General features: G+C 72.1%; 12 protein-coding genes. 4 read left to right on the top strand and 8 right to left on the bottom strand.

Translation table 11 applies throughout. The features are described 5' to 3' along the window. Positions 1 to 1,720 (top strand): transglycosylase domain-containing protein (locus tag GT045_RS27720; RefSeq protein ID WP_161335847.1); only part of this gene is annotated, 1,720 nt, incomplete at its 5' end. 65 nt (positions 1,721 to 1,785) lie between these two features. On the opposite strand, the gene GT045_RS27715 is transcribed toward GT045_RS27720, so the two are convergent. From GT045_RS27715 to GT045_RS27700, 4 genes are all read right to left on the bottom strand, one after another. After that, on the bottom strand, positions 1,786 to 3,912 hold the full coding sequence (locus tag GT045_RS27715; protein WP_161335845.1) for a SpoIIE family protein phosphatase: 2,127 nt from the start codon (positions 3,910 to 3,912) through the stop codon (positions 1,786 to 1,788). 303 nt (positions 3,913 to 4,215) lie between these two features. After that, on the bottom strand, positions 4,216 to 4,905 hold the full coding sequence (locus GT045_RS27710) for a DUF402 domain-containing protein (protein WP_202529089.1): 690 nt from the start codon (positions 4,903 to 4,905) through the stop codon (positions 4,216 to 4,218). 83 nt (positions 4,906 to 4,988) lie between these two features. After that, positions 4,989 to 6,386 carry a class II fumarate hydratase gene (locus GT045_RS27705; RefSeq protein WP_161287694.1) on the bottom strand — a complete coding sequence of 466 codons (1,398 nt, stop codon included), beginning with the start codon at positions 6,384 to 6,386 and terminating at the stop codon, positions 4,989 to 4,991. A 230-nt stretch (positions 6,387 to 6,616) separates the two neighbouring features. Next, on the bottom strand, positions 6,617 to 8,287 hold the full coding sequence (locus GT045_RS27700) for a fumarate hydratase (RefSeq protein WP_161335844.1): 1,671 nt from the start codon (positions 8,285 to 8,287) through the stop codon (positions 6,617 to 6,619). Between the two features lie 168 nt (positions 8,288 to 8,455). Here GT045_RS27700 and GT045_RS27695 point away from each other — a divergent pair, with 168 nt between their 5' ends. Then, positions 8,456 to 9,145, top strand: a complete 690-nt coding sequence (locus GT045_RS27695) for a DUF1707 and DUF2154 domain-containing protein (RefSeq protein ID WP_161290970.1) — start codon at positions 8,456 to 8,458, stop codon at positions 9,143 to 9,145. A 176-nt stretch (positions 9,146 to 9,321) separates the two neighbouring features. Next, positions 9,322 to 9,696 carry a WhiB family transcriptional regulator gene (locus GT045_RS27690; protein ID WP_161290972.1) on the top strand — a complete coding sequence of 125 codons (375 nt, stop codon included), beginning with the start codon at positions 9,322 to 9,324 and terminating at the stop codon, positions 9,694 to 9,696. 48 nt (positions 9,697 to 9,744) lie between these two features. Here the strand turns inward: GT045_RS27690 and glpX are convergent, their stop codons facing one another. Then, the gene (gene glpX, locus GT045_RS27685; protein ID WP_161290974.1) at positions 9,745 to 10,779 is read right to left on the bottom strand and encodes a class II fructose-bisphosphatase; all 1,035 of its coding nucleotides are present in this window, start codon (positions 10,777 to 10,779) and stop codon (positions 9,745 to 9,747) included. Positions 10,780 to 10,906: 127 nt separating this feature from the next. On the opposite strand from glpX, the gene GT045_RS27680 reads away from it, so the two are divergent. Continuing rightward, entirely contained in the window at positions 10,907 to 11,434 is a 528-nt protein-coding gene (locus tag GT045_RS27680; RefSeq protein ID WP_161290976.1) for a DUF4245 domain-containing protein, read from the top strand. Between the two features lie 83 nt (positions 11,435 to 11,517). Here the strand turns inward: GT045_RS27680 and GT045_RS27675 are convergent, their stop codons facing one another. The 3 genes from GT045_RS27675 to xseA all read right to left on the bottom strand — a co-directional run bounded on the left by GT045_RS27675 (position 11,518) and on the right by xseA (position 13,879). Then, a complete protein-coding gene (locus GT045_RS27675; protein WP_161335842.1) occupies positions 11,518 to 12,108 on the bottom strand; it encodes a malonic semialdehyde reductase in 591 nt (196 codons plus the stop codon). 142 nt (positions 12,109 to 12,250) lie between these two features. Further along, positions 12,251 to 12,487 (bottom strand): exodeoxyribonuclease VII small subunit, encoded by a 237-nt coding sequence (locus GT045_RS27670; RefSeq protein WP_161335841.1) that lies wholly within the window; start codon positions 12,485 to 12,487, stop codon positions 12,251 to 12,253. A gap of 183 nt (positions 12,488 to 12,670) precedes the next feature. Next, positions 12,671 to 13,879, bottom strand: coding sequence for an exodeoxyribonuclease VII large subunit (gene xseA, locus GT045_RS27665; RefSeq protein WP_161335839.1), 1,209 nt, complete (start codon positions 13,877 to 13,879; stop codon positions 12,671 to 12,673). Between the last annotated feature and the right edge of the window lie 187 nt (positions 13,880 to 14,066).

Genomic DNA, 14,066 nt, shown 5'->3' with positions numbered 1-14,066 from the left:
CGGCCGCAACGCCTACGGCATCCAGGCCGCCGCCCAGGCGTACTTCCACGTCGACGCGGAGGAACTCACCGTCCGGCAGGGCGCCTACCTCGCCGCGCTGCTGCAGGCGCCGAGCCAGTACGACTGGGCGGTCGCCAGCCCCACCGGCAAGAAGCTGGTGACGGCGCGCTGGAACTACGTCCTGGACAACATGGTCGAGGAGGGCTGGCTGCCCAAGGCCGAACGGGACGCCATGCGGTTCCCCAAGATCGAGGAACCCAAGGGCGCCCCCGGCCTCGACGGACAGAAGGGCTACCTCGTCGAGCTGGCCAACCAGCAGCTGGAACACCAGCTCATGGCGGAGCAGGGCCTGACGCAGTCGCAGGCCGAGAGCGCGGTCGTCGAGAACGGCTGGACCATCACCCTCAACATCGACCGCAAGAGGCAGGCGGCGCTGGAGAAGGCCGTCAAGACCGAGCTGACGAGCAAGCTCGACAAGAAGAAGCGCAAGGTCGACGGCGCCATCCAGCCCGGAGCGGTCTCCGTCGACCCCAGGACCGGGAAGATCGTCGCGCTCTACGGCGGCCAGAACTACTACGAGCACTACTACGACAACGCCACGCGCAAGGACTACCAGCCGGCCTCCACGTTCAAGCCGGTCATCCTCGCCGCCGCGCTGGAGGAGAACGCCACCACCCAGGACGGCAAGCCCATCACCGCGGACACCCTCTACGACGGCACCAGCCGCCGCCAGGTCCTGGACCACGGCAGCAAGGTCGGCTTCGCCCCGCCGAACGAGGACGACGTCGACTACGACGACATCACCGTGCAGCAGGCGATGAACAAGTCCGTCAACTCCGTCTTCGCGCAGATGGGCGTCGACGTGGGCATGGACAAGGTGATGAGCACCGCCGGCAAGCTCGGCATGGACACCAAGGGCATGCAGGCGGTCCCCGCCCAGACACTCGGCTCGATGGGCGCAAGCCCGCTGGAGATGGCCGGGATCTACGCCACCTTCGCCAACCACGGCTACAAGGTGACCCCGAGCATCCTCAAGTCGGCCGAGAAGAAGGACCGTACGGCCGACATCCCGGACGCGGTCGGCGGCCAGGTGATCAGCCGCACGGCCGCCGACACCGTCACCTCGGTGCTCACCGGCGTGGTGGACGACGGCACGGCCAAGACGTCCGTGGCGAGCAACCCGCTGCGCGACGGCCAGCAGGTGGCGGGCAAGACCGGTACCTCCGACGAGAACAAGTCGGCCTGGTTCACCGGCTACACCCCCGACCTGGTCACCTCCGTCGGCCTGTTCGGCGAGGACCCGAAGACCAAGGCCCACGTGACCATGCGGTGGGCGACCGGCCTGCCGGCCCCGGGCCGGATCAACGGCGGCGGCTACCCCGCCCAGATCTGGGCCGGATACACCTTCGGCGTCACCCAGAAGGCGAAGTTCGACCTGGACACCACCCAGGGCGCGGCCGTCGAGCCGACCGAGACGCCGTCGTGGACGCAGACCCCGTCCCGGACGCCGTCGCAGACGCCGAGCAGCGCGCCGCCCAGCACGTCGCAGTCCCCGTCGCGGACGCCGTCGCACACCCCGTCGCAGACGCCGTCCCAGACCCCCTCCCAGACGCCGTCGCAGACACCCTCCAGCACACCGCCGACGTCACCCGGCACGGAGGACCCGCTCGACCCCGACCCGGACGGCGGCCTCGACCAGCTGGAGCAGCAGGACCGGTAGGCGCACACCCGAAGGGGCGCCCGGATCACTCCGGGCGCCCCTTCGGCGTCGTCAGCCGAACCCGCTCAGCCCCGGTTCAGCTCGAACCAGACCACCTTGCCGGTGCTCAGCCGGGTCGCGCCCCAGCGCCGGGCCAGCCTGTTGACCAGGTACAGGCCGCGGCCGCCCTCGTCCGTGGCCCGGGCCTGCCGCAGCCGCGGCAACTGCGGCACGTCGTCGCCCACCTCGCAGCGCAGCACGTCCGTGCGCAGCAGCCGCAGCGTCACCGGCCGCGACGCGTACCGCACGGCGTTCGTCACGACCTCGCTGACCAGCAGCTCCACCGAATCGGTCAGCTCCTCCAGGTTCCAGCGGGCCAGGGCCCGCCGGGCCAGCCGGCGGGCCTGTCCGGGGGCCGTCTCCTCCGGCTCCAGCGTCCAGTACGCGACGTCGCTCGGCGCGATCCCGTCGAACCGGGCCGCGAGCAGCGCGATGTCGTCGTCCCGGTCGCCCGGCCCGAGCATGTCCAGCACCTCGTCGCACAGCGCCTCCAGCGGCGGCGGATGGTCGGGGCCGGTCAGCTGCGCGGTCGCGGCGAGCTTCTCCCGCAGCTGCTCTATGCCCGTCCACACGTCCCGCAGCCGGGACTCCACCAGCCCGTCGGTGTAGAGCAGCAGCGTGGCCCCGGCGGGCGCGTCCAGTTCGACCGCCTCGAAGTCCACCCCGCCGACGCCGATCGGCGCGCCCGGCGGCACCCGCAGCACCTCGGCCCGGCCGCCCAGGTGCAGCAGCACCGGCGGCGGATGCCCGGCGTTGGCGATCGTGATCCGGTGCGTGACCGGGTCGTAGACGGCGTACAGGCAGGTCGCCATGCGGTCGGTGCCCAGGCGCTGCGCCTGCTCGTCCAGGTGGTGCAGCACCTCCTGCGGCGGCAGGTCGAGCCCGGCCAGCGTCTGCGCGGTGGTGCGCAGCTGGCCCATGATCGCCGCCGAGGTCATCGAGTGGCCCATCACGTCACCGACCACCAGCGCGACCCGGCTGCCCGGCAGCGGGATCGCGTCGTACCAGTCGCCGCCGACCCGCGCGGTCTCCGCCGCCGGCAGGTACCGCGAGGCGAGGCGCACGCCGGTCGGCCGGGGCAGCGTCTCGGGCAGCATGGTGCGCTGCAACTCGTCGGCGATGTAGGCCTCGCGGCCGTACAGCACCGCCTTGTCGATGCCGAGCGCGCTGTGCGTGGCCAGCTGGGCGGCCACCAGCAGGTCGTCCGCCTCGAAGGCGAACCGCTCCGGGCGGCGCAGGAACAGGGCGGCGCCGATCACCCGGCGCCGGCCGCGCAGCGGGGCGAGGATCGCGTGCTGTCCGCCCGGTACGACGGCCTCACCGCCCTCGCCGAGCAGTTCGGGCAGCGCGGCCCGGGCCGCGGGCGCGTCGGCGAACACCGGCCGGACCCCGCGCAGCACCTCGTTCAGCGCGCCGCCCGGCCGGACCTCGCACAGCTCGGTGGTCAGCGTCGACAGGTCCGCCAGCGCGGACGGCTCCGGATCCGGCTCGAACGCGGCCGGCAGCAGCACCCCCTCGGTGTCCCGCTCCTCCGGTATCCGGTCGGTGCGGCGCAGCCGCAGCACCACCGGGCCGGTGGGCCGCTCGTCGCCGACCGGCAGCGGGTCGCGCAGGTAGACCAGGATCGCGTCCGAGAAGGTCGGCACGGTCGCCCGGCAGAGCCCCATCACGATCTCGTCCAGGTCTATCCCGCGGGCGATCCGCCGGGTGGCCGCGCCCACGAACCTGAGCCGGTCCCCGTCCCGCCGCATGGGCATCGGACGCCCGGGCGGCAGTCCCCGCCCGGTACGGCGCTCCTCACCGCCCGTCGCCCGCTCCTGCTCGGCGCCGGGCTGCGTGGGGATGCCCTCCGGCGGGCGCGGGCGATGGTCTCCCACGCCCGGCTTCGCCCGCGCGGGAGGCGCTTCCATGGGTTCGGTGGTGGCGGGCTGGGAATGCTCGGCGCCGCCCACCGGGTGCTCCTTCCCCATGCCGTCCTTTCCCTTGCCACGGGGCGTGGCCGTGCCCGGGCCCGAGGGCGTCGACTCGGCCCGGGCCTGCGCGGGTAAGGCCGGGTTGCCGAGCTGTTTCGAGGTACGCAGGAGCGCCCCGCGGGCCTCCGCGGGGTCGACGCCCGGCTGGGGGCGTCCGAAGGAGGTGGGCTGCTCCGTCACGCGTGTCGCATCCGTCCGTCCGGGGCTGTGCGCCGGGTGCGCCGGGCGCACAGTTGGTCCCGCCGAAGTCCCGATACCCGCAATACGTGCCCCAGGAACGGAATTCCCGCGGGGTCGGAGGTTGTTCCCCGGCCGTTCGTGCAGCCGCCGCACTCCGCGGTGGTGCCGCCCTCGTACCCCTCGCTCACGTCCTGCCGCCCCTCGGTGACGATCGGTCAAGCCCGGCAGGTACGCCGGGAGTTGCGCTAACGCCCCTTGCGGAGGACGATCCTACGTTTCTTGCCCTGGGACCTATCAAGGGTCTCATGAGGACATGTGCGCGGGTGTGCGGTCCCAGTCCTCGGGGAGAGAAGGTACCGCCCATGAGGGGTCCGGGCGCCAGTGCTGCCAGCCGTCCGAGAACGGCGGGCCCCACGCGCGGATCACCTCCACCGCCTCCCGGCCCGCCTCCCGCACGCGGCGGGCGGTCGCCGCGTCCATCAGCCCGTCCCGCTCGGCCTGCGCGAACTCGTCCTCGTCCCGCCAGTGCCAACTGCGGTCCGGGTGCACGGAGATGTCGAGGAAGTGGTCCTCGGAGTCCACGCCGGCCGTCCAGCGGGCGAGCGGCTGCTCCAGGTTCACGTACCAGTTCTTGAACCGCCAGCCCGGCTCCCAGAACAGCCACACCGACCAGGGCCGGCCGGGCTGGGCCAGCTTCAGCACGCCCGTGCCGAACCAGCGGTCCCGCTGGACGGAGCGCGGCCTGGTGTAGCGGGACTCCAGCGGCTCCTGGTGCACGGGTGTGCCGTCGGCCAGGACCGGTTTCACGCACTCGGTGCCGGGGGCCAGCCACACGGCGAGCAGGTCGGCGTCGTCGCGCACGACGGTGACGGGCCGGGCGATGTGGAAGCGCGGGCCCCCGTTCTCCCGGTAGCGCCACAGGATGGGGGTGCCGGGGGCCCAGTGCGTCGCGGGTCCACCCGCCACTCGTGTCATCGCTCCGTCGTCCGTCATGGACAGATATTAGGTGCCACGGGCATACGACGCTGCGGTGCGGATCACGGCGGGCGGGGGTGGCCGGAAACGTTCGCTCCCCGTCACGGGTGCGTCATCCGCAGCACGTCCAGCGCCTCGTCGAGCTGCTCCGGTGTCAGGTCGCCGCGCTCCACGTACCCGCCCTCCAGGACGACTTCGCGGATCGTCTTCCGCTCGGCGAGGGACTTCTTGGCGACCTTCGCGGCCTCCTCGTAGCCGATGTACTTGTTGAGCGGGGTCACCACGGACGGGGACGACTCGGCGTACTCGCGGGTGCGTTCGCGGTCGGCGGTGATGCCGTCCACCGTCCGGTCGGCCAGCAGCCGCGACACGTTGGCGAGCAGCCGGATCGACTCCAGGACGTTCTTGGCGATGACCGGGAGCATCACGTTCAGCTCGAAGTTCCCGGCGGCGCCGGCCGTGGTGATGGTGGCGTCGTTGCCGACGACCTGGGCGGCGACCATCAGCACGGCCTCGGGGACGACCGGGTTGACCTTGCCCGGCATGATCGAGGAACCGGGCTGGAGGTCGGGCAGCCGGATCTCGGCGAGGCCGGTGCGCGGCCCGGAGGACATCCAGCGCAGATCGTTGGCGATCTTCGTCAGGCCGACCGCGATCGTCCGCAGCTGCCCGCTGGTCTCCACGATGCCGTCGCGGGCGCCCTGCGCCTCGAAGTGGTCGCGGGCCTCGGTGAGCGGCAGCCCGGTGGCGCGGGCGACCTCCGCGATGACGGCGGCCGAGAACCCGGGCGGGGTGTTGATGCCGGTGCCGACCGCCGTGCCGCCCAGCGGCAGCTCGGCCAGCCGGGGCAGCGAGGCGCGCAGCCGCTCGACGCCGTAGCGCACCTGGGCCGCGTAGCCGCCGAACTCCTGGCCGAGCGTGACCGGCGTGGCGTCCATCAGGTGCGTACGTCCGGACTTCACCACGTCGGCGAACTCCGCGGACTTGCGTTCCAGGGAGGCGGCGAGGTGCTCCAGGGCCGGGACGAGGTCGTGGGTGACCGCGGCGGTGGCCGCGATGTGGATGGAGGACGGGAAGACGTCGTTGGACGACTGCGAGGCGTTGACGTGGTCGTTGGGGTGCACGTCCCGGCCGAGCCGCTCGGTCGCCAGGGTCGCGATGACCTCGTTGGTGTTCATGTTGGACGAGGTCCCCGACCCCGTCTGGAACACGTCCACCGGGAAGTGGTCGTCCCAGGTGCCTGCGGCGACCTCGCCGGCCGCCTCCTGGATCGCCTCGGCGACGTCCTTGTCCAGCACGCCCAGCTCGGCGTTCACCTTCGCCGCCGCCGCCTTGACGCGGGCGAGGGCCTCGATGTGCGCGCGCTCGATGCGCTGCCCGGACACGGGGAAGTTCTCGACGGCGCGCTGTGTCTGCGCCCGCCACTTGGCATGGGCCGGGACCCGGACCTCACCCATCGAGTCGTGCTCGGTCCGGTACTGGGGCTCTTCGGTCGTCATCGTCGTACCTCCGGAAGCGTGAGCGGTCGTCGCGGCACGCGTATTCCCCGTCCGACCGCCCGTCAGTACGGACCCGGCCGCGGGGAGGTGTCCCGAAACGCGTCGGGACCAGCATCGAAGGCGCGGCCGCCGCTGTCGCGACGGCCGCCGCCGTGTCCGCGGGCCTCCCGGCCCCCGGTCACCCGCCCGGCCCCCTGGCCGGCCGGGCCACCGGTGACAGCCGGGACGCGCTACGCGAGCCCCGGCCCCCGCACCGGGATCGAGGTGAACGTCGGCTGGGGTGCGGGGTCCTGGAAGAAGTCGTTGCCCTTGTCGTCCACGACGACGAACGCCGGGAAGTCCTCGACCTCGATCTTCCAGACCGCCTCCATGCCCAGCTCCTCGTACTCCAGGACCTCCACCTTCTTGATGCAGTCCTGGGCGAGACGGGCGGCCGGGCCGCCGATGGAGCCGAGGTAGAAACCGCCGTGGGTGTCGCACGCGTCGGTGACCTGCTTGCTGCGGTTGCCCTTGGCGAGCATCACCTTCGACCCGCCCGCGGCCTGGAACTGCTCCACGTAGGAGTCCATGCGGCCGGCCGTCGTCGGACCGAAGGAACCGGACGCGTACCCCTCGGGGGTCTTCGCCGGACCGGCGTAGTACACCGGGTGGTCCTTCAGGTACTGCGGCATCTCCTCGCCCGCGTCCAGCCGCTCCTTGATCTTGGCGTGCGCGATGTCACGGGCCACGACCAGCGGGCCGGTCAGGGACAGCCGGGTCTTGACCGGGTACTTGGTCAGCTCGGCGAGGATCGTCTCCATCGGCTGGTTCAGGTCGATCCTGACCACGTCACCGGCCTCGTCCAGGTGCTCGTCGGTCGTCTCCGGCAGGAAGCGCGCCGGGTCCGTCTCCAGCTGCTCCAGGAACACGCCCTCCGCGGTGATCTTCGCGACGGCCTGGCGGTCGGCCGAGCAGGAGACGGCGATGGCGACCGGGCAGGAGGCGCCGTGCCGGGGGAGGCGGACCACACGGACGTCGTGGCAGAAGTACTTGCCGCCGAACTGCGCGCCGATGCCGATCTTCTGGGTCAGCTCGAAGACCTTCTCCTCCAGCTCCTTGTCCCGGAAGCCGTGACCGAGCGGCGAACCCTCGGTGGGCGCGTTGTCCAGGTAGTGCGCGGAGGCGTACTTGGCGGTCTTCAGCGCGTACTCGGCGCTGGTGCCGCCGACGACGATCGCCAGGTGGTACGGCGGGCAGGCGGCCGTGCCGAGCGAGCGGATCTTCTCCTCCAGGAACTTCATCATGGAGGTCTCGTTCAGGACGGCCTTGGTCTCCTGGTACAGGAAGGACTTGTTGGCCGAGCCGCCGCCCTTCGCCATGAACAGGAACTTGTAGGCGCCGCCGTCGGTCGCGTACAGCTCGATCTGGGCGGGCAGGTTGGAGCCGGTGTTCTTCTCCTCCCACATGGTGAGCGGAGCCATCTGCGAGTAGCGCAGGTTGAGCCTGGTGTAGGCGTCGTAGATGCCGTGCGAGAGGTGCTTCTCGTCCGCGCCCTCGGTCAGCACGTTCTGGCCGCGCTTGCCCATCACGATCGCCGTGCCGGTGTCCTGGCACATCGGCAGCACGCCGGCCGCCGCGATGTTGGCGTTCTTCAGCAGGTCCAGCGCGACGAACTTGTCGTTGCCGGACGCCTCCGGGTCGTCGATGATGCGCCGCAGCTGAGCCAGGTGGGCGGGCCGCAGGTAGTGCTGGATGTCGTGGATGGCCTCCTCGGCCAGCTTGCGCAGCGCCTCCGGCTCCACCTTGAGGAACGTCCGCCCGTCCGGCCCCTCGACCGTGGAGACGCCCTCGGACGTGACCAGCCGGTAGGGGGTGGTGTCCTCTCCCTGGGGGAGCAGATCGGTGTACGCGAACTCAGGCATCGCAGCCCATTCCTCACTCTACGGACGGCTGCCCGCCGACGCTGGCGGGCCCCACCAGCGTAGGACCTGCCGTCGGCGGCGGACTTGTGAGGTAGGGCTCAGTAGACGGACCGGGCCCGGCCGACGGCAGGGGTGTCGCGATCTATCGTGTGTGGGTACGCTGCTGCCGTGGACCTTCACAAGCAGACCGCCCCCGCGCCCACGACCGAGCTGCGTGCCTCGGACGCCGACCGGGACCGGGTCGCCGACATCCTCCGCGAGGCCCTGGCCGAGGGCCGGCTGACCGCCGACGAGCACGCCGAGCGCGTGGACGGCGTGCTGAGCGCCAAGACGGTGGGTGAGCTGGAGGTGTTCATCCGGGACCTGCCCGCGGCCCACCGGGGCCCGGCCGCCCCCGCCTACACGCCCGTCCCGCCGCGCCCTGACCCGGGCGCGGTCCCGGTGGAGGCCGACGCCAACGTGGTCGCCGTGTTCAGCAGCGCGATGCGCCGGGGCCGCTGGCGCGCCGGGCGCCGGCTGCACGCCTACGCGATCTTCGGCAGTGTGGAGATCGACCTCAGCGAGGCGATCTTCGAGTACCAGCAGGTGGTGATCAAGGCGGTCTCCGTCTTCGGCGACGTCCAGATCCGCGTCCCGGAGAACATCTCGCTGCGCGGCACCGGCGGCGGTGTGCTCGGCAACTTCGAGGTGAGCCCGCTGGACTCGGTGGATCCCGGCGCGCCGGTCGTCTACGTCGACGGCTGGGCGGTCCTCGGCAACGTCGAGGCGCGGCCCAGGCGCGGCAAGCTGGTGGCGGACATCCTGGAGCGCGTGCAGGACAAGGTCGACCGGAAGCTGCGCAAGCACCTGGGGCACTGACGGACGCGAACCGGGGCGGCGGCGCGAGGGCGCCGGCCCCGGCGGCCGGCTCGGGGCGGGGGAGTGAACGAGCCGCCGCGCGCCCGCGGGCGGGAACTCTGTGCATAGGCGCGCGCACAGCGGGTAGGGCTTGCTGCATCGTCTCTCGCTCGCGAAGCCGTCGTCAGGAGTAGACCGTGCTGCAATCGCCGCATTCGTCCCTGCAGGTAGCCGCCGTTCCGGCCCCGCGGGTGCCAGCGCGAGACAGGGATCAGGACGCGCCCTGGCACACCGAGGCGGTGTGCCGGCGCGACGAGGCCGGGCTGTTCTTCGCCCCGTCCAAGGAGCCGACCGCCGCCCGGCTGTCCCGCGAGGAGGCGGCCAAGCGGGTCTGCTCGGGCTGTCCGGTCATGGTCGAGTGCCGTGAACACGCCCTTCTCCAGCCTGAGCCCTACGGAGTCTGGGGCGGCCTCACGGCGGCCGAGCGCCGGGTGGTCCTGGCGAGGCGCCGCCGCCGGGAGATGGAACTGAAGAAGGCGGCACGGCCGGCGGCCGACCGCATGGCGGGTTAGCACCGCAAGGCGGGCGCCCCCTCCGCACCGGGGGCGCCCCGGCAGGCGCTACCTGGCCCGGTCGAAGTTGATCGCGCTGTAGGCCCGCAGCTTGCTCAGCCGGTGCTCGGAGTCGATCCTGCGGACCGTCCCCGACTTCGACCGCATCACGATCGACTCGGTCAGCGCCTTCTCGGGCCGGTACTGGACCCCGCGCAGCAGCTCGCCGTCGGTGATGCCGGTCGCCACGAAGAAGACGTTCTCCCCGGACACGAGGTCGTCCGTCGTGAGCACCCGGTCCAGGTCGTGCCCGGCGTCGATCGCCCGCTGCCGCTCCTCGTCGTCCTTCGGCCACAGCTTGCCCTGGATGGTCCCGCCCAGGCACTTGACGGCGCACGCGGAGATGATGCCCTCGGGGGTGCCGCCGATGCCGAGCAGCAGGTCGACGCCGGTGCCCTCGCGCAGCGCGTACACCGACCCGGCGACGTCGCCGTCCGAGATCAGCTTGATGCGCGCGCCGGCCTCCCGGACCTCCCGGATCAGGCCCTCGTGCCGCGGCCGGTCGAGGATGACGACGGTGACGTCCTCCGGTGTGACCTTCTTCGCCTTGGCGATCCGCTTGATGTTCACGGCCACGGGCGCGTCGATGTCGACGAACTCGGCCGCCTCGGGGCCGGTGACCAGCTTGTCCATGTAGAACACGGCGGACGGGTCGAACATCGCGCCGCGCTCGGCGGCGGCGAGGACGGCGATCGCGTTCGGCATGCCCTTGGCCGTCAGCGTGGTGCCGTCGATCGGGTCGACGGCGATGTCGACCTCGGGGCCGGTGCCGTCGCCCACCCGCTCCCCGTTGAAGAGCATCGGCGCCTCGTCCTTCTCACCCTCGCCGATGACGACCACGCCGTTCATCGAGACGGTGGAGACGAGGGTCCGCATGGCGCGCACCGCGGCGCCGTCCGCGCCGTTCTTGTCACCGCGCCCCACCCAGCGGCCCGCGGCCATCGCGGCGGCTTCGGTCACCCGGACGAGTTCGAGGGCGAGGTTGCGGTCCGGAGCCTCGGAGGGAACATCGAGCTCGGACGGCAGGTGATGATTTTCGGTCATCGGAGCGCACCTTTCTGATACGACGACGGCCGGATGAGGGTCTTGGACCCGACTCTATCGTTAGGCAGACAAAATGAGCAGGGGACCCCACGGATGAGCGCCCCGGGCACCTGCGACGATAGAGGGCGTGGCAGGTTCGAACGGCAAGCAGAAGACGGCCCGGGACATGATCCTCTCCCTGGCCCTGATCGGTGTCGCGGCGGCGGTCGTCTACTTCCTCAGCATCCCGCGTGACGATCACGCCCCCGACCTCAAGCGGGTCGACTACCGCGTCGAGCTGCTCACGGCCCGCCGCGCGGCGAGCTATCCGGTGGCCGCGCCCGAGGGGCTGCCGGACACCTGGAAGGCGACCTCCGTGCGCTACCAGGGCGAGAAGTCCGACCGCTGGCACCTCGGCTTCCAGAGCCCGGACGGCCAGTACGTGCAGATCGAGCAGTCCCGGCAGAAGCGGGCCGACTTCATCGACCAGGCCAGTCAGGGCGGGTCGGAGACGAAGCGGAGCGAGCGGATCGACGGCCGCACCTGGACCCGCTGCACCGGCGGCCGGTACGACGCCCTCGTCCTGCAGGACACCCCCGGCTCCACGACGGTGGTGGCCGGCACCGGCTCCTACCAGGAGCTGACGACGATGGTGGCGGCGCTGAAGCTGGAGTGAGCCGCACGCGGCGGCCACGCACGGCACGAGAGGGGGCCCCCGGCAGTGCGCCGGGGGCCCCCTCTCGTGCCGTGCGGGCGCCGTCAGACGGTCGTGACGACGTCCTCGTAGGCCAGGCGCGGCGAACGCGGGAACCAGGCGTCCGGGCCCGGGCGGCCGATGTTGACGACCATCAGCGGGGTGTGGTCGTCGTCCAGGAACTCCTTGCGCACGCCCTCGAAGTCGAAGCCGGTCATCGGGCCGGCGGCCAGGCCGGCGGCGCGGACGCCGACGATGAAGTAGGCGGCCTGCAGCGCGGCGTTCAGCGCGGCGGCGCTCTCACGGGCCGGACGCTCGCTGAAGAACACGTCCTTGGCCTGCGGGAAGTGCGGGAACAGCGCCGGCAGCTCCTCGTGGAACTCGTTGTCCGCGGAGAGGATGACGGCCAGCGGGGCGGCGGCGGTCTTCGCCCGGTTGCCCTCGGCCATGTGCCCCACCAGGCGCTCGCGGGCCTCCGCGGAACGGACCACGGTGACGCGCAGGGGGCTCTGGTTGAAGGCGGTCGGGCCGTACTTGACCAGGTCGTAGATCGCCTGGACCTGCTCCTCGGTCACCGGCTCGTCGGTGAAAGTGTTCGCGGTACGGGCCTCGCGGAACAGCAGGTCCTGGGCAGCGGGGTCAAGAACGAGAGACATGCGTGACTTCCTCGGATGCGCGTCCGGTCCGCGGTGCCGGGACCGGCTGACGTCACCGACCCTACGCCCCTTTAGATTTAAGCTTCAACTAAAGCTGGGGGGTGGTGATCGGCTTCACAGGCCGCCGGGGCGGCGCCCCGGCCTACTCGCCGCCCCCCTCGGCCGCCTCACCCGCCTCCTCCTCGGCCAGCGCCGCGTCCAGCCGGGCGCGGGCGCCCTCCAGCCAGCGCCGGCACACCTTGGCCAGCTCCTCGCCGCGCTCCCACAGCGCCAGGGACTCCTCCAGCGTCGTACCGCCCGCCTCCAGCCGCCGTACGACCTCGATCAGCTCGTCGCGCGCCTGCTCGTACGACAGGGCCTCGTCCACCTTGCTCGTCATGCTCGTCCCTCGCCCGCCTTCACCTTGCTCGTCCGTCATGGCCGTCGTCCGCCCGGCTTCACCTTGCTCGTCCGTCATGGTCGTCGTCCGCCCGGCTTCACCTTGTTCGTCCGTCATGGACCTCATCCGCCCGGCTTCACCGTGCTCGTCATGGCCGTCGTCCGCCCGGTTCGACCGTGCTCGTCATTCGCCCGCCGTCACGGTGAACTCGCCGTCGGCGACACGGGCCCGCAGCGCCTCGCCCGCCGTCACCTCGGCCGGATCGCGCACCACGTGCCCGTCCGCCCGCTGCAGCACCGCGTAACCGCGCCGGAGCGTCGCCGCGGGGGACAGACCCACCACGCGCGCGTGCGTGTGCGTCAGCTCCGAGTCCGCGCGGTCCAGCAGATGTCCCAAGGTCCGCCGGCCGCGGTCGAGCAGCGAGGACACGTGGTCGGCGCGCTCGTCGAGCATCCGGTGCGGATCCTCTATCGAGGGCCGTGCCAGCGCGTGCGCCAGCCCGCGTTCCTCCCGCTCCACGAACGCGGCCACGCAGCGCCGGGTCCGGTCCCGCAGCATCCGCACCCGTTCCAGCTCCTCGCCGACGTCCGGCACGACCTTCTTGGCCGCGTCGGTCGGCGTCGAGGCGCGCAGGTCGGCGACGTGGTCCAGGAGCGGATTGTCCGGCTCGTGCCCGATCGCCGACACCACGGGCGTACGGCATCCGGCCACGGCCCGCACCAGCTGCTCGTCGGAGAAGGGCAGCAGATCCTCGACGCTGCCGCCGCCGCGCGCGACGATGATCACGTCCACGTCGTCGATCGCGTCCAGCTCCTTGACGGCCTGCACGACCTGCGGAACGGCGTGCACCCCCTGCACCGGCACGTTGCGCACCTCGAAGCGGACGGCGGGCCAGCGGTGCCGGGCGTTCTCCAGCACGTCACGCTCCGCGGCGGAGGCCCGGCCGCAGACCAGGCCGATCAGCTGCGGCAGGAACGGCAGCGGCTTCTTGCGCTCCGGCGCGAACAGTCCCTCGGCCGCGAGCGCCTTCTTCAGCTGCTCCAGCCTGGCCAGCAGCTCGCCGACCCCGACCGGCTTGATCTCGGTGGCGCGCAGCGACAGCTGGCCCCGGGGTGCGTACCACTCGGGTTTCGCCAGGACGACGACCCGGGCGCCCTCGCCGACGACGTCCGCGACCGCGTCGAACACCTGGCGGTAGCAGGTCACGCTGACCGAGATGTCGTACGACGGGTCGCGCAGCGTGAGGAACACGACGCCGGCGCCGGGCCGGCGCGACAGCTGCGTGATCTGCCCCTCGACCCACACCGCACCGAGCCGGTCGATCCAGCCCCCGATCAGCCGCGACACCTCGCCTACGGGCAGAGGGGACTGCGGGGTCGTGTTGACAGCCATGCGGCGAGCCTAACGGCCGGAGCCGACAACGCGGCCGTGCCCGCGGGCTGCGGGACCGTCTGCCGGAACGGGGCCGTGCCGCGCGCGTGTGGGTGGGCGGTTCGTCCGTCGTCAGGTGCCGGCACGGCCGCCCCGGGGCGCCGTGCCGCGCGTGTAGGTGGGCGGTTCGTCCGTCGTCAGGTGCCGG

Origin of the sequence: Streptomyces sp. SID486, from assembly GCF_009865385.1 — a bacterium.
GTDB lineage: Bacteria > Actinomycetota > Actinomycetes > Streptomycetales > Streptomycetaceae > Streptomyces.
The sequence above is the reverse complement of the archived record's forward strand: the minus strand, read 5'-3'. Positions and strand labels throughout refer to the sequence as shown.

What these genes read in the sequence shown, in the direction of transcription:
- GT045_RS27700 (WP_161335844.1), bottom strand. Translation starts at nt 8,287, where the DNA reads ATGCCTGAGTTCGCGTACACCGATCTGCTCCCCCAGGGAGAGGACACC.
- glpX (WP_161290974.1), bottom strand. Translation starts at nt 10,779, where the DNA reads ATGACCGAAAATCATCACCTGCCGTCCGAGCTCGATGTTCCCTCCGAG.
- xseA (WP_161335839.1), bottom strand. Translation starts at nt 13,879, where the DNA reads ATGGCTGTCAACACGACCCCGCAGTCCCCTCTGCCCGTAGGCGAGGTG.
- GT045_RS27705 (WP_161287694.1), bottom strand. Translation starts at nt 6,386, where the DNA reads ATGACGACCGAAGAGCCCCAGTACCGGACCGAGCACGACTCGATGGGT.
- GT045_RS27675 (WP_161335842.1), bottom strand. Translation starts at nt 12,108, where the DNA reads ATGTCTCTCGTTCTTGACCCCGCTGCCCAGGACCTGCTGTTCCGCGAG.
- GT045_RS27670 (WP_161335841.1), bottom strand. Translation starts at nt 12,487, where the DNA reads ATGACGAGCAAGGTGGACGAGGCCCTGTCGTACGAGCAGGCGCGCGAC.
- GT045_RS27710 (WP_202529089.1), bottom strand. Translation starts at nt 4,905, where the DNA reads ATGACGGACGACGGAGCGATGACACGAGTGGCGGGTGGACCCGCGACG.